The organism is Pseudoalteromonas sp. MMG022 (assembly GCF_021654245.1).
GTDB classification, from domain to species: domain Bacteria; phylum Pseudomonadota; class Gammaproteobacteria; order Enterobacterales; family Alteromonadaceae; genus Pseudoalteromonas; species Pseudoalteromonas amylolytica.
This window is the reverse complement of the sequence record NZ_JAKFZQ010000004.1, coordinates 22,338-48,356: the sequence shown is the minus strand read 5'-3', so window position 1 is coordinate 48,356 and position 26,019 is coordinate 22,338. Positions and strand designations below refer to the sequence as shown.

The following is a 26,019-nucleotide window of genomic DNA, read 5'->3' as shown; positions in this document are numbered from 1 at the left end:
TTTACTCTTCTAGTTCAAGTAACAAGCGTTCTAGTTCATCGCTGTCTGTTGAGCTGAGCTGTTGCTCAACGATTACTGAGGCCAATGCCTCTACGGTTGGTGATTCAAATACGGCGCTCACATCCACCTCTAGGCCTGTCTCTTCATAGATACAACTGATCACACGAGAGGCCAGTAGCGACTGTCCACCTAAGTCGAAAAAGTTATCTGTGATAGCGATAGACTCCACACCCAGAAGCTGCTGCCAGATTTTTACAATCATGGCTTCAGTTGTATTGCGTGGCGCACCTTGTTCATCGCTGCTTTGAGGCGTTGTTGCTACGACTTCATGCTCAGGTGTTGGTTGCTGTGCAGCCACAGGCGTCGCTTGGGTATGAATTGGGTCAATCCAACAACGACGTTTTTGGTATGGATAACCAGGTAACGAGGTACGGTAGCAATCACGATCGGCGTAGAAGTCATGCCAATCAATGTTGCCGCCTAAGCTCCAGTACTTACCAATGGCTTCAAGTAGCACCAAATCTGCCGCTGTTTTTTGTTTGACGTTTGGCGCGCAATGGATAATCGCACAAGTACTGGTCACGTTATCGCGTACCAGCATGGCTGCGGTATTTGAAGGCCCGAGGTCAAAGACACAATCCACCCCCTCGCCGATTAACGTATTCACTGCATTACCAAACTGCACCGTTTGGCGTAGATGCTGCACCCAGTACTGTGGCTCACATACCATCTGCTCATTGACCCGTTGGCCATTTAAGCTCGATACATAGTCCATTGTTGGTGCACAAAAGGTAATACCACGAACCGCCGCTTCAAATTCACCCAGCACAGGCTCGAGCATGTGGCTGTGAAATGCGTGTGATGTCACCAGCTTACGGTTGTCAATTTGCTTGTCTTGTAACAGGCTCGATAGCGCATCAATCGCGTCATGTGTACCGCCTACCACAATGGACTTGCCACTGTTGATGGCGCAAATATCTATCTGCTGAGTTTCTGCCTGAGCCAACACACTTTGAACCACATCCAATGACGCACTAATTGATAACATCGCGCCGCGTTCAACCTTGTTCATCAGTTGTGCACGAGTCAGTACTAGCTTGATGGCATCTTCAAGACTCATTACACCCGCTAAGCAGGCCACCACATACTCACCTAAGCTGTGACCCAACATAAGCTCAGGCTCAATTCCCATCGCTTGTAGTTGTTTTGCCATCGCATAGGCATGCACAAAAATCGCAGGCTGAGCGTAATCAGTTTGTGTGATCTGCGCTTGCATCTGTTGCTCTGGTGTTTCTGCCAGCAGCAGCGCACGGATATCTTGACCGCCTTGGCGTACAATAAGCTCGCAACACTGTTCAAATGTGTTTCTGAACACCTCAAAACGTTGGTGCAAGTCGAGAGACATCCCCACATATTGAGTGCCTTGGCCCGGTACGACCCAAGCCACTTTACTGACCGATTTTGTCAGTTCATTGGCTGGTGCAAACGTGACCGAGCCTTTGTCATTGACCGCAGCATAGCTACGATGCGCATAAGCCTTACGCCCTACTGCCAAGGTATACGCCGCATCTTGTAACGATGGTACATCTGGTAGTGCAGCGCTCAGATTCTGTTGTGACTGCTTCAGTGCATTAGCACATTTTGCCGAAAGCAATAACAGCTCACTGCCAGGCTCCGTTGGGTACTCACGTGCAGGTGGCTCTTCCAAAATTACATGCGCATTGGTGCCGCCAATACCAAATGAACTCACACAGGCGCGTCTAGGACTCTCGGTGCGCGCCCAAGGCGTGTTCTGAGCCACCACTTTGAACGGTGTTTGCTCAATATTGATAGCAGGGTTAGGCGTTTGGTAATTGAGTGTCGCTGGTAATGTGTCATTTTTCATCGACAGCAAAGTTTTAATTACCCCAGTCACACCCGCCGCAGTTTCTAGGTGGCCCACATTGGTTTTTACCGAACCGATATAACAGCTTTGCGCTGGGCAATCGGCAAAGGCTTCATTAAGCGCACCAATTTCAACCGGATCTCCTAAGCGTGTACCTGTACCATGGGCTTCAATGTAAGAGATAGATTGTGCTGGCACCTCTGAGAATTCCAATGCCTGTTCTATAACGTCACGCTGCTTACCAACACTTGGCGCGGTAAAGCCGACTTTGTCGGAGCCATCATTGTTGATAGCGCCACCACGAATAATGCCAATGATGTTGTCTTTGTCTTCAATGGCATCCTCTAGGCGCTTCATCAATAACAGACCCACACCATTACCAAATACGGTGCCCGAAGCCTCAGCATCAAACGCACGACAATGGCCATCTGGTGAGTTCACACTGCCAGGTTCATACAGGTAACCAACCTCAGATGCGTTGACTTTAGCACCACCCGCTAACGCCATGTCGCAGTCGTAACTCAGTAGGCTCTTATATGCCATCACAACAGACACCAAACTGGTTGAGCAAGAGGTGTCGACTAGCAAAGACGCACCGGTCAAATTCAATTTGTAAGAGATGCGCGATACCGCATAGCACTTATCGTTGCCCAGTACCAACTGATACATCCCCATCTCATTAAGAATTTGTGGGTTAGTCATGATGTTGCCAAGCAAGTAGGTGTCAACACCAATCCCCGCGTACACAGATACCGCACCATCATAATGCTCACCCACATATCCTGCATCACTCATTGCGTCATGTGCACACTCAAGCAACACACGGTGTTGTGGGTCAGTGATCTCTGCCTCTTTAGGCGTCATATCAAAAAACTCAGGGTCAAACATGTCTGAATTTTTTAAATAAGCCCCTGCTTTTACATAGGATTTATTATTCAACAACTCATCACTTATGCCACATCGGCGTAAATCGTCATCCGATAAGCGGGCGATAGATTCAACCCCTTTTGAGAGGTTGTCCCAAAACTCGTCAACATTCTCAGCGCCAGGAAACTGCCCCGCCATGCCAATTACTGCTACAGCTACTTCTTCAGGCAATGCCTGTTCATCATTGTTAGTTGTATTTAATTTGTATTGACTCATGAGTTCACTCTCCTTTTTGAGGCACCGCGTTTTCTACCAAGGGCGGCTTTTTGTTTGTTTGCCTTTGCTTTTAGGTCTTCTTTAGAACGTGCTACTGGCGCAAGGGTGTCGATAAATTGGGCTAAGGCGACAATTTTTGGATGCTTAAACATCTCCACTACTGTCAGGCCTGAACCAAACTCTTTCACTAACTGCTGGTGTACCTTCAAGATTGAGACTGAATCCCCACCAATTTCGAAGAAGTTGTCGTCGGTACTGAAATCATCAAAGCCCAGTACGCTTGCCCAGATACCTGCAATACGGCGCTCGGTATCGTTCTTAGCTGCAATCTTCTCGCGGGTATAAGTCACCTTGATCTCCTGACTTACCAGCGCTTTTCTATCTACTTTGCCATTCGCTGTGAGCGGCAGTTTATCCATCGTGACGTACGCATTTGGGATCATGTAACTTGGGATCTTGTCCGCAAGTTGCGATACCAATTGTGCTTCGGCGTTGGCAACACCACCCGAGGCGCTGTCTGTACTTGTTAATAAGTAAGCGATAAGACGCGTATTGGTCTGTGCGCCCGGCTTATTACTGCCTTGTGCTACCACCACAACATCATCAAATAGCCCACAGTCTCGAATCGCGGATTCGATTTCGCCCAGTTCGATGCGGTAGCCATTTACTTTCACTTGATTGTCGTTACGACCTAAGAACTCGATACAGCCATCAGCGAAGTATTTACCGCAGTCGCCAGTACGGTAGAGTCTCTCCCCCGTCGTTGGATGAACGATGAAGTGAGCATTGGTTTTTTCTTCATCTTTGTAATAACCAAGCGCAAGGCCCACACCCGCAATGTAAATATCACCCGTCACACCCACAGGACATTCGTCTAGTTGTTTATTGAGTACGTACAAGCGCTGGTTGGTTAAGCCCACACCATAAGGAATGCTCTTCCACTCGGGTTTTACTTCATCAATCGGATAGAATACCGACCAGATAGAACACTCGGTCGCCCCACCTAAGCTAATGATCTCTAACTTGTCATTGAGCTTTTCTCGGGCATCCGTGGGCAGGTTTAATGGGATCCAGTCACCGCTGAGCATTGCCAGACGTAAAGCTGGGAAGTTCACCCCTTTGTGCTCCTGATATTCAGCTAGAATTTGGAAAAGCGCAGGCACGGTGTTCCACACACTGACATCGTACTGAGTAAGGAGTGCATTCCATCCGCTTGGGTCTTTGATTTGCTCACCCGCTGGGATAACGAGCCCAGCTCCCACAAAATAAGGACCAAAATTGTCGTATACCGACAGGTCAAAACTCAGTGCTGACAAACCAAAGATACGGTCCTTGGCAGTCACATTGAAGCGCTCGTTTATGTCACAAATGGTGTTCATGGCACCACGGTGGTCAATCATTACGCCCTTGGGCTTACCTGTTGAACCTGATGTGAAAATCACATATGCCAGATCTTCAGGTTGCACATCTGCATTCACCAACTGCGCAGGTTTACTGTGTTGCCATTGTGAATCAACACCAATCACCGATACCGGCCACGCACTAAAGTGCTGCTCATACTCAGGCAGCGTGATCAACACCTTGGCATTGGTCGTATCAATCAAATCTTGCTGTCTTTGCGTCGGCCACTCAGGGTCGATTGGTAAGTACGCGCCACCTGCTCGTAAAATTCCGTGTGTTGCTGCAACTTGTTGCCAGCCTTTAGGCATGATCACGGCCACCAACTCTTCTTTTTCCACGCCCAACTCATGAACTCGGCTGGCAATGTGATCCGCAACATTATCTAACTGTGCATAGCTCAACTCATCTCCAGCCGAGGCCACTGCGAATGACTCGCCATGGGTTGCCGCTAAGCGTTGTAAACCGTGGTGTAGAATATGATCTTCAAACTGCTTACACTCCATTGGCGGGGCAATTTCAGACTGACGAATCGGTGTCACGGCATGCCAAATATCATCGCTATCGACCAACTGTTCTAGCAGGGCACAGTAAGTGTCAAACATGCTCTTGATCATCCCTTGTGGGAACAATGATGCAACGCTATCCCAGTTGAATCGCAACATGCCCTGCCACTCTAGCACTTGGTGATCCAGCCATACTTGCGATGACTGACTCAAACCATAACCCTCTTGTGCAAAATCTTCTTGCGTCTGCTCGTGTTCAAGCTCTCGGCCACCCAAGGTACTGGTGAATACCACAGGTAACATCACACGCTCGTTACGACGTTTGCTCATTTCACGCAGCACATGCACTGCACTGACGAGACGGTTATCTAGGTCTTTCCATAGGCGCGTTTGTGTTGCCCCCACTCGGTCAATAAATGGCGTTTCTAGCTGATTGTCTATCTCAAGGATGGTCAATGAGGTAAAATCCCCAGTAATGTCATCAACTTGAGCATGGAATGGATGCCTGTTGTAGTTGGTTAAACATAAGGAGAAATGACTGTTTTCACACCACATCGATAGCACTTCTGAGAATGCACTGATCAACACACTGTTTGGTGTAACGCCGTTGGCTAGCGCTTTTTGTTTCAAACGCTTCCAACGAGTGGCTTCCATATCGTAGTTAAAGCGCTCAAATTTGGCGTCTTTCACTGCGGTAGGTGATGTCACCATGGGCAGCTTAGGTGCATTCGGTAATGAATCTATACGGTCGAACCAGTACTGCTCACTTTGGTAGTATGCTTCTGTTTCTCTTAGAGCGTGCTCTGCTATCACATAATCGCGGAACGAGAAGTCCAATTTTGGCAGCGATGTTTCTGGCTTATGATACAACTGTAACCATTGCTCAATGATCATGTTCATGCTCCACGCATCAACAATCAACACATCAATATTGATACATAGGCGGAATGATTGTTCGCTGTATTGAACGGCTTTGATATCAAAGAGCGGCCACGTGTCACACGGTAACACCTGATGCGACATTTTTTCACGTAGCGCCATGGCCTGCGCCTCGGCAGACGACTCGTCACAGTTAGATACATCAATGATGTCAAACTTATACTCAGGCACAGCCGGTAGAATTTGCTGCTCACCACTGTCTAAGAAAATGGCTCTGAGCATCTCGTGCTGCTCAATCAATCGGTTCCATGAACGTTCAAACTTGGCTATTTCGCCCGCTTTGATTTCGACTTCTAGATAAATCGTGGTGGACACATCACCCAACTCAACTGCGCTGCTACGCCCAACCCAATATGCTTGCTGGATATCAGTTAGTGGGAACGGTTGGTAACGATTTTCAACATCAGGCTCAACGACTGAGATCTTCAGGTTACTTGCTTTACTTGCTTCGTCCTCACCTGCATGCCCTTGTACAATCGCGATGAAATCCGCTAAGTCGGTTGATTCAAATAGTTCACTGAGGGTCACTTGCACATCTAGTTCTTGGCGCACACGAGACAACAACTGAGTTGCCAGCAACGAATCGCCGCCAAGTTGGAAGAAGTTCTCGCTTAAATCCACCTTATCGATACCAAACGCGTCTTGCCAGATACGGGCGACGATGGCATCAATACCTGCATCCAAACTTGGTTGTTGCTCAGTCCCAGCAGCGCTTGACTCAATCACGGCAACTTCTTGTGTTGTTTGCGCGTCGTTACCAACCCAGTAGCTTTGCTTATCAAATTGATAGGTTGGTGCTGCAATACGGCGACGGAAAGAGCCTTGGTGTAATAAGGTCCAATCTACAGAGACGCCCGCTTGCCATAGTGCACCAAACGCGCGTAACCATGTGTCTACATCACAGCGCTGATCTTTTGCATGACGTGCACTGGCGATACTGTTTTTAACTTGGAAGCTGCGTTTTGCCAGAGTTGATAGCACCTGACCTGGGCCCACTTCTAGCAGTACCGCTTTGCTATCTTGTAGAATCGTATTCAAACCATTAGCAAACTGCACGGTGCCACGTAAATGATTAACCCAATAGTTAGCTGATGTCGCCTGAGACACTTCAATCCAATCCCCCGTCACATTTGAAATAAACGGCTGAACTGGCGCGTTAAATACAATGCCATCAAGCACTTGTTTAAACTCACCAAGAATTGGGTCAAGCATATGTGAGTGGAATGCATGTGAGGTGTGTAGAATACGACAATCCACATTTTGTGCTTGTAGCTGCGCCTGTAACGCACTGATTGCGTCACTCTGGCCTGAAACCACCGAGATGGCTTCGCCATTGACGGCTGCAAGGCAAATTTGTTCGTTCAAGTAATCACGAACCTGCGCTTCACCTTGTTGGATCATTAACATTGAACCCGGTGCCACTTTATTCATCAGTGATGCACGCGCCGCAACGAGCTTAATGGCATCTTCAAGGCTAAATACCCCAGCTAAACAAGCTGCAACGTATTCGCCCAAGCTATGACCAATCATTGCTGTCGCCTCAATACCATTGGCTTGCCATAATTTAGCCATCGCATACTCGATGGTGAATAGTGCCGTTTGTGATAATAAGGTTGAAGTCAGATCTGCATCGTTATCCTGTGCAAATAGGTAGCTACGAATATCAAAGCCTAAGTGCTGTTCAAACAAAGTCGCACACTCATCCACGACTGATTTAAACTGCGCTTCTTGTTGGTACAGTGACTTGGCCATGCCGACGTGTTGTGCGCCTTGACCTGGGAACATGAAGTAAACATTGGCATCTTCATTGTCATTGTGCGACGTGATGACTTGACTTGCGCCTTGCGAAATCGCCTCTGCAACTTGATCTGCACTGCTGCCTACAACCACTGCGCGATGTTCGTATTCATTACGACCCACTTGCATGGTGTAAGCAAAGTCAGCCAGATTCACATCGGCTGTATCAGTTAAGTACTGGGCAATTTTGTTGAGCTGCATATCCAGTGATTGAGGGGTTTTCGCAGAGGCAACAATCAACTGTTGTGGACGATTAGCCTCATCACTGACCAACTGAGGAGCCTCACCTAAGATAAGGTGTGCGTTAGAGCCACCAATACCAAATGAACTGACCGCAGCAACAATCTCGGTGTCGCTTTGTAGTGATAGGTTGTCGGTGTTGACAAAGAACGGACTATTATCAAAGTCAATATTAGGGTTCGGTGCCGTAAAGTTGATATTCTTTGGCAAGGTTTTAGTGTGAATCGCCATTGATGACTTAATCACGCCAGCTACACCTGCCGCAATGTCTAGGTGCCCAACATTGGCTTTTACCGAGCCAATGGCACAGAATTGCTTGTTGTCGGTATAGTTGCTGTAAACTTCGCTCAGTGCCTTCACTTCGATTGGGTCACCTAAAATGGTGCCCGTACCGTGTGCTTCCACGAAACGCATACTGCTTGGGTCAATGTCGGCACGCGCTAAGGCTTCGCTTATTACATCCACCTGGCCTTCAACGCTTGATGCGGTATACCCCACCTTGAATGCGCCGTCATTATTTACCGCGGAACCTTTTACGACCGCATAAATGGTATCACCATCTTCGAGTGCATCTTCTAATCGTTTCAGTACCAGCAGCCCCGCACCATTGCCTTTCACTGTGCCCTTGGCATCTTCATCGAATGGCTTACAGCTGCCATCAGGAGAGATAATACTGCCTTCGGTGTAGTGCATACCGATTTTCTGTGGTGTATCCAAACACACGCCGCCGGCCAGTGCCATATCACATTCGTATGACAACAAGCTCTGACACGCTTGGTGAATCGCCACCAGCGAAGTAGAGCAAGCGGTATCAACGTTGATACTTGGGCCTCGGAGATTAAGCTTGTATGACACCATAGTCGCTGCAAAGCTTTTCTCATTACCAATAGACATTCGTAGCGTGCCTACCGAGTCCAGCAAGGTTCTATTTGGGAGTAAATTACGGATGTAGTAAGCCATCGGGCCTACGCCCGCATAGACGCCAACTAAACCATCGTATTTCTCATTACTGTAACCTGCATGTTCAAGCGCTTCGTAACTGCATTCAAGTAGCATACGTTGTTGCGGATCGGTGATCTGTGCATCTCGGGCCGTAAAGCCGAAGAAGTTCGCGTCAAACTTATCTACCGCATCGACGATATAAGACTTCTTCACAAAATTTGGATCCGCGATTAGCTCCTCTGGCACGCCCGAGTTACGTAACTCCTCGTCCGTTAACTCTGTTGATGACTGCTTACCAGCGACTAGGTTCTGCCAATATTCATCTACGCTCGTTGCAGAAGGGAATCGACCTGCCATGCCAACGATCGCGATTTGGTTCAGTGCTATATTGTTGTTATTTTCCACGTTGATTTCTCTGTCTCATGTTATTTCTGAAATGATTAATAGATGAACGGTTTACCTTGCGACCGCTCCGCTTCGTGTGTTGTTGGCTTGAGCCTTTTTCAGCTGAAATTCGCTCTGCCAACGCTGAAATGCTTGGGTACTTAAACAAATCAACAAGTTCTATCGTGACATCAAAGACGGCTTTGATTTGTTGCTGCATTTTGCCCAGCAACAGTGAGTGGCCGCCCAATTCAAAGAAGCTTTCTTTGGTGCTTACCTGCTCAAGGTTAAGTAGCGCTTTCCAGATCTCAGCCATCTTGAATTCGGTGTCATTTGCAACCGGCACCAGCTTCGCTGGCGACGCCTGTATTTGTGTTGGTAAGGCTTTAATATCTACCTTGCCATTTGGGGTATAAGGAAGTTGCTCAAGGACAAACAAGGCCGAAGGCATCATGTAATCAGGTAGACTGGCACCAAGTGCTGTCATTAACGCTTCACGACTAATCGTTTGACCCAGTTGCGGTAGTACATAAGCCAAGATTTTTGCTTCTTGACCTTCGGCGCGATGAACACGTACAAATGCCTGTGCAACATCAGCCTGATCGTTCAGTCGCTTAGTTATCTCATCCAATTCGATGCGATAGCCTCGTACTTTGACCTGATTATCCGCTCGACCAACAAAAGTCAGTGTGCCATTAGGGTTGCGGCGCACCACATCGCCCGTGCGATACAAGTCATGTTTGCCTGAGTCTGAGAATGGATTAAGAATAAACTGCTCTTTGGTAAGCTCTGGACGACACCAGTAGCCCTTAGTTACGCCATCACCGGCAATGTATAAGTCGCCAGCCACGCCAAATGGCACCGGCTTAAGCGCTTTATCCAACACGTACATTTGGGTATTTGCGATAGGTAAGCCGATACTGACATCCTTACCCTGTACTTCACTGACCGCCGACCAGACCGTGGTTTCCGTTGGTCCATACATATTGAACAGCTTACCTGGGATGACTTGCTGGATTTGCTGAGCAAGATCGGCCGTCAACGCCTCCCCACCAACCAAGAAACCCTGAATGTTGGATAAACTGGCACGCGTCGACTCGGATTCAAGTAACAACTGCGCATACGAAGGCGTACACTGGATATGTGTCGCTTCGTCATTTGATAGCGCCACCGAATTATCACTGCTGTTACGAAGCATACTCATCAAGCGTTTGATGTGTGTAAAGCTATCGATAACCTCATCTTCCTTTACACCAAAGTCGATAAGACAACCGATTTCGTTGACCCCGATATTACCCAGTTCGTTGAGCATCTCGATATTGGACTCTGGTGAACCAAATAAAGCGCTGTGTTTGGCATAACGCTGAAATCCTGCCTCTACCACGGCTTCTAAGTCTTCTTTGGTATCCAGTCCAGTTTTTTCCGCCACAGGAAGTAGCAGGTTCAGTGACGTTCTTAGATAGTTCTTAAACGGTGTTTCGATGGCTTTCATAGCCGCATCATGATCGTCAGACAAGAAGGTATGTAACATCAGCGTCACCTTACCTGCTTTAGGGTCAAAACCATGCTCCTCACGTGCTTGACGATAAATGGCGATTTTTTCTGCTAACTCTTCGCGACTTTGCCCCAAAAAGTGGGTCAGCACGTTAGCACCGATTTCTCCGGCATAACGGAAAGTCTCTGGGTTTGCTGCCGCGGTGATCCACATAGGTAATGCCTTACGGATCGGCTTTGGATGAATTTTTATTTGAGATTCAGTGCCTTTACCATTAATTCGGGTGATCTCACCGCCTTGCCAAAGGTGCCTAACCGTTTCAATACCCTCTTTTAGTTTTTGATGGCGCTCGGCAAAATTATCTGGCTGGAGCACAAAGTCATTGAAGTGCCAACCCGATGCCACCGCCATCGCAGCACGGCCATTAGAGAGGTTGTCAACCATAGACCATTCTTCTGCAACACGAATTGGATCGTGTAGAGGTAGCACACAGCTACCAGAGCGGATCTCAATATTGTTGGTGATCATACTGACTGCGGCCGCTGCAACCGAGGGGTTTGCAAACTGCCCACCAAACTCATGGAAGTGACGTTCTGGGATCCAGACCGCGCTCATACCACTGTTGTCAGCGAACTTGGCACCTTCTGTTAACAGACGATACTTGCCTTGCTCTGTGGTTTGATCTGACGCGAAGTAGAACATGCTGAAATCAAGTGCTTTTGCCGCCTGATTGATTTGCGTCGTCTTACGCTTGGCCGTACTTTGCTGAGCTAACGAGGTAAAGTGGTCTTGCTCTATGATAACCTTGAAACCATTGGCTAATGTCCAAAACAGTTCCAGCACCGAAATATCAAACGAAATACTGGTCAAGGCACGAAAAACAGGTTGCCCTTCCACCTTATCAAAAGTCTTAGCAAGTGACTGATCTAAACCACAGAATAGATTAATAGCATTGGCATGGCTCACCATAACGCCTTTTGGTTTACCCGTGGAGCCCGAGGTATAAATCATGTAGGCCAAATCTTCACCGTCGACCTCTGGTCGCATCGCTTCAATGTTGCTCGGTAGTGCCTGCCAATCCACATCGCTCAATGCCAAGGTAGGACAAGACCAATAAACCTCAACTTCATCCTTTTGCGCGGTGATCACACAAGCCGGTTGAGCATCGTCGCAAATTTGCTGTTTACGAGTGGCTGGGAAGTTCACATCAATAGGGATATAAGCCGCGCCACAACGCATTACGGCAAGCATCGCAACCACCATAGAAACACTTCTATCAAGTGCGATACCAACAAACTGTCCTTTTTTAACGCCGTGAGACAACAAGCTTTGAGTCATCACAGATACGCGCTGCATCAGTTCGTTGTAACTTAAACTCTGCTGGTGGTCTTGTAGCGCCTGCGCGTCACCCATTTCTAGCGCTTTAGCGGTGATCACCTGCTCTATCGTGGTGTGGCGGTCAAACTCTAGATCTGGGCCATTAAAATCTGACAGTATGTGTTGCTGGGCATCCTCGCTTAATGGGCTTAAATCGGCATAACGCTGAGCATCGTTGTCTAGCAACTGTGACAATACTTGGCTGTATAGCTGTGCCAAGCGTTCAACCGTATCGTGCTTGAACAATGCCGTAGCATACTCAATACCACCGTATAACTTGTCGCCCTGACGCTTAACCGTTACTGTGAGGTCAAACTTAGAAACCTCTTGTGTTAACGCCTCAGCGTTAATGGTCAAGCCCGCCGTAGACGTGTTATCGCCCGCTTCCTCTTGTTCATAGTTAAACATCACTTGAAACAGCGGATTGGTGCTCAGACTTCTTTCTGGATGTAGCTTCTCTACAATTTTCTCAAATGGAAAGTCCTGGTGTTCAAATGCGTTAAGCACGCTATCGCGCACAGCTAGGGTAAGCTGCGCCAAGCTTTGCTCATTTTCAAGCTGACCTCTAAGCACAATTACGTTTGAGAAAAAGCCGATGACTGACTCCCAATCGGTCTTTTTACGGTTCGCAACAGAGGTGCCAATGCAGATGTCTGTTTGCCCAGTATATTTACCAAGCAGCAAAAACAGCGATGAAAGGAGCGTAATAAACGCCGATGAACCATGGCGCTGATTAAAACGAGCCAACTTATCAGCAGTGTCAGCACTGAGTTCAAACGGCACCACTTTACCGCAATAATCCGGTGTTGCTGGGCGTGCAAAATCCAGTGGTAAGTCCAGCGATGTATTCGCGTCTTGTAGATACTGCAACCAAAATTGCTGCTGTTGCTCAAACTGAGGGCTTTGTAACCAATTCATTTGCCAAGCCACAAAGTCAGCGTAACTTGCTGCAACGGGGCTCTCTGCCAAACTATCGTCACCATGGTATAGCCGCCAGAAATCGCGCCAAAGCACACCGTTCGACCAGCCATCGGTCACAATATGATGCATGTTAAGTAGCAAGATATGACTGGCAGGCCCTGTTTGTATCAAGGTCATAACAGCCAAAGGACCATTTGATAAATCAAACACATGATTTGTCGCCATCTGTTTAACTTGCTCAACTCTTGCTGCATCTTGGGTGCAATCTTCGACGATAAAGTGTACTTGTACGGCATCTAGAACCTGTGCTTTGTACTCACCTTCTTGTTTAACAAAAGCGGTACGTAGGGCTTCATGACGCTGCGTTAATTGCTGCCACGCTTGCTTGAGTCGCGCAACATCAACTTGTCCTTCAAGGCGATAGGCACTTGGTAAGTTATAAGACGCTGAAGCACCTAGCATGTCATTCATGAACAACAATCGCTGCTGCGTGAACGAGAGTGCACTTTTATCAATAACTAACTCGTTGTTGCTCTTTGGTGCTGCCGATTGTGCTTGTCTTGATAACAAGTTCATTAACTCAGGTTTGAACGCGACCAGTTTCTCTTTAAGTGCATCATCAAGACCATCCGAAGGGCCCTTGAATCGCAGCTTGTCACCTTCAACCCACAGCTTGATACCGCGCTGCGTGAGCTCGTTTAATAGCTGATTAATACTCATATACTACCTTCCTGTTGTTCCACCTCGTCGTCTAAACATGCTTGTGAATGAACATCCATAGAGGCTTTGAGGAGTGCGATAAGATCGATTTGTGCTTGTAATGTTGGATGCTGAAAAACATCTTTTATGGTTAGTTGTACGGCAAATAGCTCTTCCACTCGGCTGACCAACTGCGCAGCAAGTAAAGAGTGACCGCCAAGTTCGAAAAAGTGGTCTGATAGATAGACATCATCGCTGCCTATCAACTCGGCCCACAGTGCAGCTAGCTGCACTCCAAACTCCGTGCTTGGACGTTCACCTGAGCTGTTGTTAACAATATCTATTGGTTGCTGGGCAAGCTGTCCGCGAGCAATCTTGCCATTGGGCAACATCGGCAATTCGCTTACGATTGCGATATGTGCAGGCTGCATGTAATCCGGTAAGCAAGCTGCCGTTTGCGCGGCTATCCGCTTACTGACCTGTGCTGCATCCGACGCTTCATCGTGCAGTGTTACAAAGGCAACCAACTGAGGTTGTTGTGCCTGCTGCTGATTCACCACCACTACACACTGTTTCACTGCATCGATGCCGTGGATAACATGCTCAATTTCAGCCAGTTCAATCCTAAAACCGCGCAGTTTCACTTGATGATCAATACGGCCCAAATAATCAAGTTCATAGCTATCTAGTAGGCGAACTTTGTCGCCCGTTTTGTACATCCGTGTCCCCGCTATCTCTAGATACGCAGCTTGTGTTTGTGCTGGGTTATTAAGATACCCTTGCGTTACCCCGTCACCTGCCAGATAAAGCTCGCCCGTTACCCCGATGGGTAAGCGATTGTGATCGCTATCCATCACATAAGCCTGTGTGCCTTTGATTGGGCGACCAATCGTTGGCTTAGCCTTTTGGTTTTTAGGTACTAATACATAGGTGCTGTAAGTAGTGTCTTCTGATGGCCCGTAGAGGTTGTATACACATTCCACGTGCGCACGTTCATAAAGCGCATCTACCAGTTCTCGGGCCAAAGGTTCACCCGCCAAGTTAATGGTGCTCACCGATGTAGGTAGCTTGTTTAAGCTCAATAACGCGGTCATGGCCGAAGGCACGGTATTGATAAGCGTCAGGCCGCTGTAGTCTTGGCCATTAGCTAAAGCCAACGCATCGTCTACGATGTTCACACAACCACCAACACACAGTGGAACAAACATCTCAAACACTGATAAGTCGAAACAAATTGAGGTCGCCGCAAGCACCTGGCTAAGCTGCTGTGCACTGAATTCTTGAGTCGCCCAGTCTATTAGCGCCGCCACATTGTGATGACTAATGGCTATCCCTTTTGGCTTACCCGTTGAACCTGAGGTGTAGATTGCGTATGCCGTGTCCGTCGGCGCTGGTAGTAAAGTACAAGGCGTAAAGTCAGCCACATACATCGCTTCGTCTATGTAGAGCATCTTCGCATCTACATCAGCTAAGCGCTGCGCTAAACCTTGTTGTGTCACTATCAAGGCAGGCTGTGCATCGGCCAAAATATCAGCCACACGCTGCGGCGGATAATTTGGGTCCAGCGGCACATAGAAAGCCCCTGCTTGCTGGATGGCAAGTAACGTGATCAACAGGTCAATGCTTCTAGTTAAGTACACCGCGACTGGGCGATTACCTTCAACCCCAGTGGCTAGGATACGGTTAGCAACCACATTGACCTGCTGCGCTAAGTCCTCATAGGTCAAGTGCTCATCACCACTTTGTACAGCAACCTTATTTGGCGTTTTCTGGCATTGCTGTGCAAATAGCTCTGCGAGTATTGCAGGTGTCGCTGCTTGCTCGCTGACAACGCCATTAAGCTGTGCATATTGACTATCCAATTGTTGTGGATAATCCAATACGATGCTGCCTACGGTATTTTGCTGCGCACACGCCGACTCTAGCTGCTCTAGAATGCACACATAGTGACGCCACATTCTGGCAATAGTGCTGGCGCGATACAGGTCCGTGCTATATTCGATGTAGCCGCTGATAGCACCATTGTTGTGTGACAACATGAACGACAAGTCAAACTTTGACACCTGATGTGCGTACTGCTGCTTATCCGCTCGAAGTCCTGTAAACTCTAGTGCGCTTTGGTCATCGTGCGCCAAACTAAACATCACTTGGAACAATGGGCTGTAGCTTAAGCTTCTTTGTGGCTGTAACTTCTCTACCAAGAATTCAAATGGTAAATCTTGGTGAGCATAGGCTGATAACGTCGTTTTCCGTGTTGCTTCAAGTAACTGAGGCAACGTGTGTGTTGTATTGACTTGATTGCGCAGCACCAAAGTGTTTGCAAAGAAGCCAACCATTGATTCCAGCTCAGCCAGTGGGCGGTTCGCAATGGGGGTGCCTACAGCGATATCCTGCTCACCCGCATATTTAGCCAATAACAACTGGTATGCAGCCAACATCACCATATACATACTGCACCCGTGGCTGTGCGCTACACGCTCTAATGAGGCACTCACCTGCTCAGGTAGTGATACTTCTAAACAGGCACCTTGATAAGATTGTTCAGCTGGACGTGCATAGTCCGCTGGCAACTCGAGCCGTGGTGGCAAGTCAGCGAGTTGCGCTTGCCAATAAGCCAGTTGCTGTTGTGCCTTACCTTGCTCTAAGGTCGCTTGTTGCCATTGACTGTAGTCTAGGTATTGATAGGCCAGCTCGGCTTTATCTTGTTGATATAGCTCTGCTAACTCCTGACCAATCAACGCCATCGAGCTGCCGTCGGTGGCAATGTGATGAATACACAGCGCCAGATAAAGTGTGTCTTCAGACTCTTGTACAATTGCTGCTCTAATCGGCAAGCCATTGCTTAAATCGAACAGCGCACCATTAAACGTATGCATGAATTGCTCAATGCTGTGCTCAAGCTCTTGCGCCTGATATAGCGGGATATCTAGCTGCGCCAAAGCCGCTTCGACGGTCATTACTTCCTGTTTAGGCACCCCTTGCTGGGCGCGGTACGCAGTACGCAGCACCTCATGGCGGGCAACCAATTTATGTACCGCTTGACGTAAACGCGAGACATCCACCTTGTGCGTGTCGGTACTGAGTTTAATCGTCAGCGGTACATTGTATGCACCCGCCGCATTGTCGATGGAAGAGAGGAACCACAAGCGAGATTGCGCATAAGATAAACCGTGCGATTGCTTTCTATCGGCTTTAGTTAGTGGCGTTACACTGTCCAGTGGTTGTAACTTGCCAGCCATGCTTGAAAGTGTCGGATTATCAAAAATCTCGCGCACACTCAGTTGCATGTTCAATTCTTTATTACATTTGGCAACCAGTTTTGCAGCCAGGAGTGAGTGTCCGCCTAAGGCAAAGAAATCACTGCTGCGGCCTATCGCTTGCTCCCCAAGCGGCAATAGCTGCGCCCACAATGCTGCAAGGGCTGATTCTTGTTCACTTACAGGCGCATCATCGCTCATATCCTGAATAAATGTTTTGTAATCAGGCAATGCTCTGCGGTCTAACTTGCCGTTATGCGTCAGCGGCAGGCTATCAAGTGCAATGATAAAGGTTGGCACCATGTAGCTAGGTAGCACCTGCTGTAGCTGCTCACGCAATGCCTCGACACCTTGCTTAGCCACCACATAGCTCACCAGCATATCGTCCACCAGCAGAGTGACACAGTTGTCAACACTCGCCAAAGCGGCCAAAACTGCGTCAATTTCTGCCAACTCAATACGGAAACCACGCAGCTTCACCTGCTCATCGGCACGGCCAATAAACTCAATGTCACCACTTGGTAAACGGCGCACTAAATCCCCCGAGCGATACAAGCGTTGTGGCTGTCCACCCAATGGCGCGCACTCAACAAATTGCGCCTCATTTAGTTGTGGCTGATTGATGTAGCCCGTCGCTAAACCCAAACCACCGATGTACAACTCGCCCGCAACATTGAACGGTACAGGACGCTGGTGCGCATCCAATACATACAGCTGAGTCCCGTTAATCGGCTTACCGATTGCAATGCTGCCGCGTGGACAAGCGATAGACTCGGCGTGAATGCGATGTGTTGCGGCAAAAGTGGTTGACTCGGTAGGGCCATAGCCATTAATGATTTGAATATTTGGATTGCTGGCGTAGGCTTTGGCAACATGCTCTGCTGACACCACATCACCACCGACTAGCAATTGCTTAAGCGATGCCAAACAATGAGGATTTTCATCAACCAATTGATGGAAAAGCGACGCCGTGAGCCATGCAGTATTTACTTCATTCAGCGCTTGTAATGATTGGCAAGACACTACGTCATCATTGTGCACCACTAAGCGTCCGCCATTGAGCAATGCGCCCCAGATCTCAAATGTTGCAGCATCAAAAGACAACGAAGCAGCCTGCAGCATCACCGTATGCTCATTCAGCTCAACGTAGCTGGCATCTTTAACCAAACGAGTGATGCTGCCATGACGGATGGTGATCCCTTTTGGTGCGCCCGTTGACCCCGAGGTAAACATCAAATAGGCAAGGTCATCAGCGCAATTGCTAGATTTAAGTTCAACAGAAACTTGCGTTGAAACCTGATGCACGTTGATAACGTTGCGCTCAGAAAATGCCTGTTCGCTAGCGTCATCCACCAACACATGTGACATTGCGCTTTCGTTGACGATATGGTCCATGCGTTGAGCTGGTAGCTGGCTATCCAACGGCACATAATGTGCGCCCGCTTTTAGCACTGCCAGTAACGCCACAACAGCTTCGCAACTCGGCTTCAGGCTAACCCCTACTGCACCTGTGATATTTTTATCTATCAGTACATTGGCAATCTGATTGGCACGCTCTGCCAGTTGTTGATAGGTCATGCTGGAGTCACCACATGACACGGCGACTTTATTTGGATGACAAGCAACTTGCTGGTCAAATTGTTCGGTCACACTGCTAAATACCGCCGCAGGCCCCTCGCTCATCTGCGCTAAAAGCTCAAGCTCAGGCTGTTGCAGATAGTTCAGCTCTTTCAACGCCACCTTATCAAGGTCATAGCGGGTCGAAATCGCATCCAGCAAAGTAGTAAAGTGCTTAGCAAATTGCGCAATGGTGTGCTTGTCAAATAAGTCTGTATTGAACTCTAAATAACCCGATACACCCGCATTGTGCTGCTCTAGCATCATTGATAGGTCAAATTTAGCAACCTGATGCAATCGAGATACGCGCGCTACTTTTAACTGCTGACCAAATAAAGTCCCTACATCTTGCTGTTGCTCTAGGCTAAACATCACTTGGAATAATGGGCTGTAGCTGGAACTACGTGGTATTTGCAATGCTTCAATAAGCATATCCAGCGGTAAATCCTGATGCTCAAAGGCCGCCAACGTGGTTTCTTTTACTTGTGCCAGCAACTGTGCAAACGTTGCATTACTGTCAATCTCATTACGTAGCACCACGGTGTTAGCAAAGAACCCGAATACATCATCTAGTTGTGTATGACCACGACCCAATACTGGTGTACCAACAGCAATGTCTTGCTCTGTACTGTAGATTGATAGCAACAGTTTGTAAGCGCTCATTAACACCATGTACAAGCTAGCATTGTGCTCGGTGGCAATGCGCTGTAGCTTAGCAACTACTTCGTTATCAAAGTTCAGCGCTACACATTCACCCGCAGTCGTTTGCTGAGCTGGTCTTGGACGGTCCGTTGGTAGTGGCAATAAAGGCTTGAGACCTTGTAACTGCTTGGTCCAAAACGTTAGCTGTTGGGCTGTAAACGCTTCGTCTGATAAGCGCTTCGCTTGCCATTGGCAGTAATCTAAATACTGTAACTGTGGCGCTTCTAAGTCGCACTCTTGCTGCATGTAATATGCACTGATCTGCTGTAATAGTAGCGCTAACGAGACGCCATCGGCAGAAATATGGTGCAAACAAATACAAAGCGTGTAGCAATGGGCTTGCTCTTTGATAAGTGCGACTCTAATCGGTAATTCAGTGGCAAGGTCAAAGGCGCTTTGTGCATGTTGCGCCATAAACTGTGCTCTGGCGTCATCACGCTGCGCATCGTTCAGGCTGCTCCAATCAAGCTGCTCAACCGCAAACTTGATATCTTGTACAACATATTGATAAGGCACATTGTCTTCACTTGCGTAACACGTGCGAAGGATTTCGTGGCGCGCGACCACCTGCTCAATACTACTCAGTAAAGCCTTTTCATCCAGCTGACCTGTTAACTGCAGCACAGTAGGAATATTGTATGCGCCCCCCAAATCTTGGAACTGGTTAAGGAACCAAAGACGTGACTGCGCAGGTGACAGCGCAAAGCGTTCGCTATCTCGCTCAATTTTTGTGATAGGTGCTTGTACGTCAGTCGCCTGAGCGTCTAAGTATTGCGCTTGCTGTGCTAAAACTGGCGCGTCAAATACGTTGCGCATCGTTAGCTTAGCCAGTGTTGCAACCTTTGCAGCGGCTAATGAATGGCCACCTAAGTCAAAAAAGTTATGCGTACGGCTGATAGCGCTCACATCAAGGTTCAGTACTTGCGCCCAGATATTGGCCAGTTGCTGCTCATGTTCAGACTCAGGTGCAACATAGTCGCTTTCATTGAGTGTCAACTGAGGTGCAGGCAAGGCTTTGCGGTCTAATTTGCCATTCGTATTAATTGGCATGGTATCCATGACCGTGATGTAAGTTGGTACCATATACTGTGGCAGTGTTGCACCCAACATGGCTTTGATGTGGTCGCTATCAAGTTCACTATTTAGCACCACATAAGACGCTAGTTGTTTGTCCGAGCCTTCACCCACCACTATCGTGACCGCTTCCAGCACTTGGTCAATCGCCAGCAGATGCGCGTCAATATCGCCTAGCTCGATTCTAAAACCACGCACTTTTACCTGTGAATCTGTACGTCCTACATATTCAATCACGCCGTTTTTCTCGTAACGAACGAGATCGCCAGTGCGATACATTTTGGCATCGGCTTGCGCAACAAAGGGATTATCAATAAAGGTGGTAGCTGTCAGCTCTGGCTGATTCACATAGCCATTGGCTAAGCCAATTCCGCCAATGTAAAGCTCCCCTAAACAACCTGCTGGTACGGGCTGTAACTCAGCGTCCAATATATAAAGCTGGATATTGTCGATAGCGCGACCGATTGGCACGAATGCACTTTGCGAGTGTGGATCACACTGCCAGTATGTCACGTCAATAGCCGCTTCAGTTGGGCCATAAAGATTGTGCAACCGACTGTGAGCAAAGCGAGTAAAGAAGCGGTTTTGCAAATCGACCGACAAGGCTTCACCACTACAAAAGACATCTCTAACACTTGCCAATTGGGTATTTGGATTACCCAGATACACCTCTAACATCGATGGTACAAAGTGTAATAAAGTGACACCTTGCTGTGCGATTAAATCACTCAAGTAATCACTGTCTTTGTGTCCTTGTGGCTTTGCCAATACCAAGGTTGCACCGCTGATCAGAGGTAGCAAGAATTCCCACACCGATACATCAAAGGTATAAGGGGTTTTTTGTAAGATCACATCGTTGTGTGTAACCTGATACTCGTCTTGCATCCACAGTACACGGTTGCGAATTGCGCCATGATTATTCATTACCCCTTTGGGAGTACCCGTGGACCCTGAAGTAAAGATGATATAAGCAAGGTCGCGCTCTGTAATTGCACGTACTGGCACAGCATCGGCATCCAATGAGTCAATCTGGGTAACGTCCAGCGTGATATTTTGCACATCACACGGCAGCTGTGGCTGATTGCTCAGCAGCAGTGCAATTTTTGCGGTATCAATGATTGTTGCTACACGTTCGTCAGGTTGAGTTGGATCGATAGGTACATAGGGACAACCCGCCTTTAAACAGGCCACAATCGCAACTACAAGCTCCAACGAACGCTCGGCATAAATACCCACAGGGTCCTGGTGGTTGGTTTTCTCAATCAGTAACTTAGCTAAGCCATTGGCCTTGGCCTCAAGCTCGCTGTAACGTAAAGACTCATTGCCAAAACGACAGGCTATTGCATCTGGATTTCGCTGTGCTTGCTTGGTGAACAGCTCATGCACATGGCCCTGCTGAGCAAAGTCCTTGGTCGTAAAGCTGGCTTGCAAGCATGCGTGGTCATGGGCTTGCGTTGGTTGTAAGGCAAGCTGCTCTGAGCGCAAGTTAGGCTGTTTGACCAAAGCGCCCATCACATGACTGAAAAACTCAGCAAACTTAGCAATATGTTGCTCGTTGAACAGCTCATTGTGATATTCAAATCTGAACTGTAATTGCTCGCCGTCATCGGCTGCTATCAGTGATAAATCGAACTGCGCCCCTAAAGAAGGCAAAGGAATATGTTGATAAGCTTCACAGCCACTAATAACACGAGGCTCCATAGCTGCATTAAACGGTGCAATGGCATGTGCTTGATGCGGATAGAAGGTAAACAAGGTTTGTAACGATTGCTCATGCTTGCTTTCCTGCGCCAACATGCTTTGTAACGAACTACCCGCATGTTCAACCATAGTAAAGAGCTGTTGTTGCGTCTGCGCAACCAACTCACAGAATGAAGCATTCAGACCAACATTGGCTAAAAATACTTGTGGCTCAACAAAGTACCCCGTGCAATCAAGGAACTCTGGCGCAATACGCCCCGTATTCAAAATACCTACTGCAAATTGGCGTTCGTGGCACAATTTAGTCAAGAACAACTGGTATGCACTAAAAATAAAGCTGTTTTGTGTACACCCCAACTGCTTACATGCTTGGCTCAACTCAGCCGAACTAAAGTCGCTTGCAAACTCAAATGACGTACCTTGTCCTGGCGTCATTTGTGGCTGGCTATTTCGCATTGGCCATTGCAATGCAGGTAAATCAGCGGCGAGCTTTTCTTGCCAGTAACGGGCAGCGTTTTGGCCCTTTTCTGATTCCCCTTGTTCACACTGCCATGCGATGAAGTCTTGGTAACTGGCGCTCGTGTTCAGTGGTGCTACACCCTGACCGCTAAGCTGTGCCAACAGAGCCTTGGTTAATCCCAGCATTGAGGTTAAATCAACCACCATGTGGTGGAAGGTCAACAATAGACACTGGCTACCATCTTCAAGCGGGAACAACTCAAAGCGATAGCAAGGCTCATGTTCTAAATCAAAAGGTTGCTGTGCGGCTTCAGCAATTGTGCTTCGCGCCAGTTCAGCTGATGCTAACACTTCACTGTGCTCAATCAATGTCACTTCTGGCATAGGTAAAATGCGCTGCTGCCACTTGTTTTGCTGAGCATTAAACGAGATATGCGTACGCAAAATAGGGTTTGCTTCAAGCATATTTGTAAGCGCCAGCTCAAGTTGTACCTTGTCAAACTGGCCTTGTAAGCACATAGGCACATTGTACGCCGCACTATGAGGCGCTTTTTGGTGCAATAACCACATCTGCATTTGGTTAACGCTGAGGTCAAATGCATCGTGCTGCGAGTAATTGTGCTGCTTTAGCGCAAGCAACGGTGCGCTTTGACCATCTTGTCTTTGCTCAACGATGTTTTGTGCGATATCCAGTAGCGAACTCGATTGCAACAACTCACCAAGTGATAAGGTCACACCAAATACATTTTTAACCGTTGCCACTAGGCTGTTCAGAGTAATTGAGTCCAAGCCGGTGTGAATAATCGATTGTTCAATATCCAGTTGTGCAACGGGTAGTTTAGCCTTGTGTGCGATCAGTAGCGCTAAACCCAACACCACATCAGCAAGTTCAGAGCTGAGGCCGAATGACTTAATATCAAGCGTATGCGCTGATTCACTGTTTTTAGAAGCCGCTGTGAAGATAGTTTCTGATACCACCTTAAGTTCGCCGCTTGCAAAGTATTGCTTGGCACGAGCACGTTGTATTTTCCCTGAGGATGTTTTTGGTAGGGTCATCGGACGGATCATGACAAACGCGTGTAGCGACAAGCCATACTCACTGGCAATCAGAGCGCGCGCTTGCTGGGCTACGGCTTCTGGGTCTACCTTTTTCAGCCAAGTTCTTTCAACTTCTTGTACAATTACCAGCGCATCTTCACCTTCATGCTCAATCGTAAATGCCGCGCCACCATTGGGTTTTAAGCCATCTATATTGTTTTGTAATGTTTGTTCGATGTTTTGTGGGTAGAAGTTCGCACCACGAATAATGATAAGCTCTTTGATACGACCGCAAATGAATAGATGCTGCTGGTGGATAAAGCCCAAATCACCGGTACGCATGTAATGAACATCGCCTTCGCCGCGGATTGTGGCTCTAAAGGTTTCAATGGTTTTCTCTTCATTCTGCCAATATCCAGATGCCACGTTCTCACCTCGAACCCACACCTCGCCGACTTGACCGTCTGTCAAACGACTGTGATCTTCTGGATCAACAATGACTACATCGTTGTAAGGACTAGGGATACCTGAACTGACTAGTTCTCTGGTTGCGCCGCCGCTTGTCACTGGTTTGACTAAATCTCTGTGCTGATAATTAGAGACTGCAACCTCTAAAAACTGCGGTGCGCTCAGGCGCTGGGCACCCGATACAAACAGCGTCGCCTCAGCTAAACCATAGCCCGGGTACATCGTGTTCGCATGTAATCCACATGGTGCAAACTTATTAGCAAAAGCTTTAACTGTTTCAGGTTTTATGGGTTCGGCACCATTGAGTGCCATGGTCCAAGTCGATAGGTCAAGACGCTGTAGATCTTCCTCTGTGGCCTTGCTCACACACAGGTCATAGGCAAAGTTAGGGGCAAAAGAAGAGGTTGCTCGGTACTTTGAAATGGCATCTAACCAACGCATGGGCTTTTGTAGAAACGCTGCTGGCGTCATGGCAATCACTTTGCCACCAATACAAATCGGCTGTAGCACGGCACCAATCAAGCCCATATCATGAAACATGGGTAACCAAGAGGCGATGATCGTTTGCTCATCATGACCAAAACATGATTGCATCGATGCAATGTTGTTGATCAGATTGCCATGCGTGACCATCACTCCTTTCGGTGCTGACGTTGAGCCTGAGGTGTATTGTAAAAAGGCTAGACTGTCTTGATTCAGAGCAGGTAATACATAACCTGAGGTATCTTCTTCACGCTCATCAACCGCTATTTTTGTTGCCTTGCCAAGCGTTTCAAACGCTTCTAAACGCGACTGGGCATTGTCGAAGTAATCACGGGTCCCCAGCACAAAACGTGCTTGGCAGTCCGTAGCTATCATCTCTAGTCGCTCTAAATACGCTTGGCGATTTTGAGGTGGGTAAACAGGTACGGCGCATATCCCAGCGTATAAACAGCCAAAAAACCCTGTAATAAAGTCAATGCCATTTTGCAAAACAAGTAGAGCTCTATCTCCACACTGAGCTTCACTCAACAATTGCACCGCAATTTCTTTGGCTTTTTGATCTAATTCAAAATAGCTTACAGGGTGACACTCAACTTCACCGTCTTTAAGAAATTGAAACACCTCTCGATCTGGATGACGCTGCAAGTGCCACTGTACAATCTCTACCAGATTGCTAAATGGCACCTGTTCATTGTCCAATCTTAAGCTAAATGCTTCAGGCATATATTGCTTCCCTTATTATTGTTTTATTAGAACTTGTTCACTAACCATGTGTTTAGGTGTCGCTCTAAAGCACCGCTGCATCACATTTAATGCTGGTACCTAAGTCATAAAAGCCGCACACAATTAGCACTCTATTTACCGCCTCATTTTTCAAAAAAATGATGCCAACGAACCAAAGCGCTCCCCTTGCCTTCAGCGTTACTTACTTGCTTTAAAGATAAGGTTTGCAGTCATATTGAAACTCACCCAACACTTATATAAGTAAGTGCTCACACCTTTTTATCCTTATTCAATAAGTAAAGCTGTCTAAGCTGAGCTAGCTTCATAAAAGAAGGTGCAATGTATGGAGTGCATCAATACATGCTTGAACAAATTGTCTACGATGTGGTGATTGAGCAGTACTGGGATAAATACTAGGTAGGTGTTAAGGGTGGGATTTTGACGCCATATGGCCGCCGTATACGCCGTTGACGCACACTAAGAACTATTGCAATTTTTTATGGTAATCATGACGTGTTTAGGAAGTTAAAATAAATCGACTGGCGCTGCTTAATGATCCCGAGAAGCTAGTAATAATGGGCTTTTGGCAATAATTTAATGGCTGTGATTATGCAGCTTTTTGATGCGAGAACAGCGAAGAGTAAGCGCCCTTAAAAAGCGCTTTTTAGGTCCTTGGAAATGCGATATTTTCACCCTGCCTGTAGGAACTGTCAGGTAACAGGAAAAGCCACTGCCTTTGCTCGTCCTGTATGAACTATCAGGTAGCAGGTA

The 26,019-nt window shown here is 47.6% G+C and carries 4 protein-coding genes; all 4 read right to left on the bottom strand.

Annotation, left to right across the window (positions count from 1 at the left end; translation table 11 throughout):
• Position 1 precedes the first annotated feature (1 nt).
• Genes L1070_RS04785 through L1070_RS04770 form a run of 4 tightly spaced genes read right to left on the bottom strand, consistent with a single transcriptional unit; the run spans position 2 to position 25,248 of the window.
• Entirely contained in the window at positions 2-3,028 is a 3,027-nt protein-coding gene (locus L1070_RS04785; protein ID WP_237124685.1) for a type I polyketide synthase, read from the bottom strand.
• Positions 3,025-9,255 carry a non-ribosomal peptide synthetase/type I polyketide synthase gene (locus tag L1070_RS04780; RefSeq protein ID WP_237124684.1) on the bottom strand — a complete coding sequence of 2,077 codons (6,231 nt, stop codon included), beginning with the start codon at positions 9,253-9,255 and terminating at the stop codon, positions 3,025-3,027. Before L1070_RS04780 ends, L1070_RS04785 begins: the two co-directional genes overlap by 4 nt.
• Complete coding sequence (locus tag L1070_RS04775) at positions 9,245-13,747, bottom strand: MupA/Atu3671 family FMN-dependent luciferase-like monooxygenase (RefSeq protein ID WP_237124683.1); 4,503 nt, start codon at positions 13,745-13,747, stop codon at positions 9,245-9,247. The genes L1070_RS04780 and L1070_RS04775 overlap by 11 nt, the downstream gene beginning before the upstream one ends.
• Positions 13,744-25,248 (bottom strand): non-ribosomal peptide synthetase, encoded by an 11,505-nt coding sequence (locus L1070_RS04770; protein WP_237124682.1) that lies wholly within the window; start codon positions 25,246-25,248, stop codon positions 13,744-13,746. Before L1070_RS04770 ends, L1070_RS04775 begins: the two co-directional genes overlap by 4 nt.
• Positions 25,249-26,019: the final 771 nt, after the last annotated feature.

Coding starts and splice junctions, on each gene's coding strand:
- L1070_RS04775 (WP_237124683.1), bottom strand. CDS start 13,747: ATGAGTATTAATCAGCTATTAAACGAGCTCACGCAGCGCGGTATCAAG.
- L1070_RS04785 (WP_237124685.1), bottom strand. CDS start 3,028: ATGAGTCAATACAAATTAAATACAACTAACAATGATGAACAGGCATTG.
- L1070_RS04770 (WP_237124682.1), bottom strand. CDS start 25,248: ATGCCTGAAGCATTTAGCTTAAGATTGGACAATGAACAGGTGCCATTT.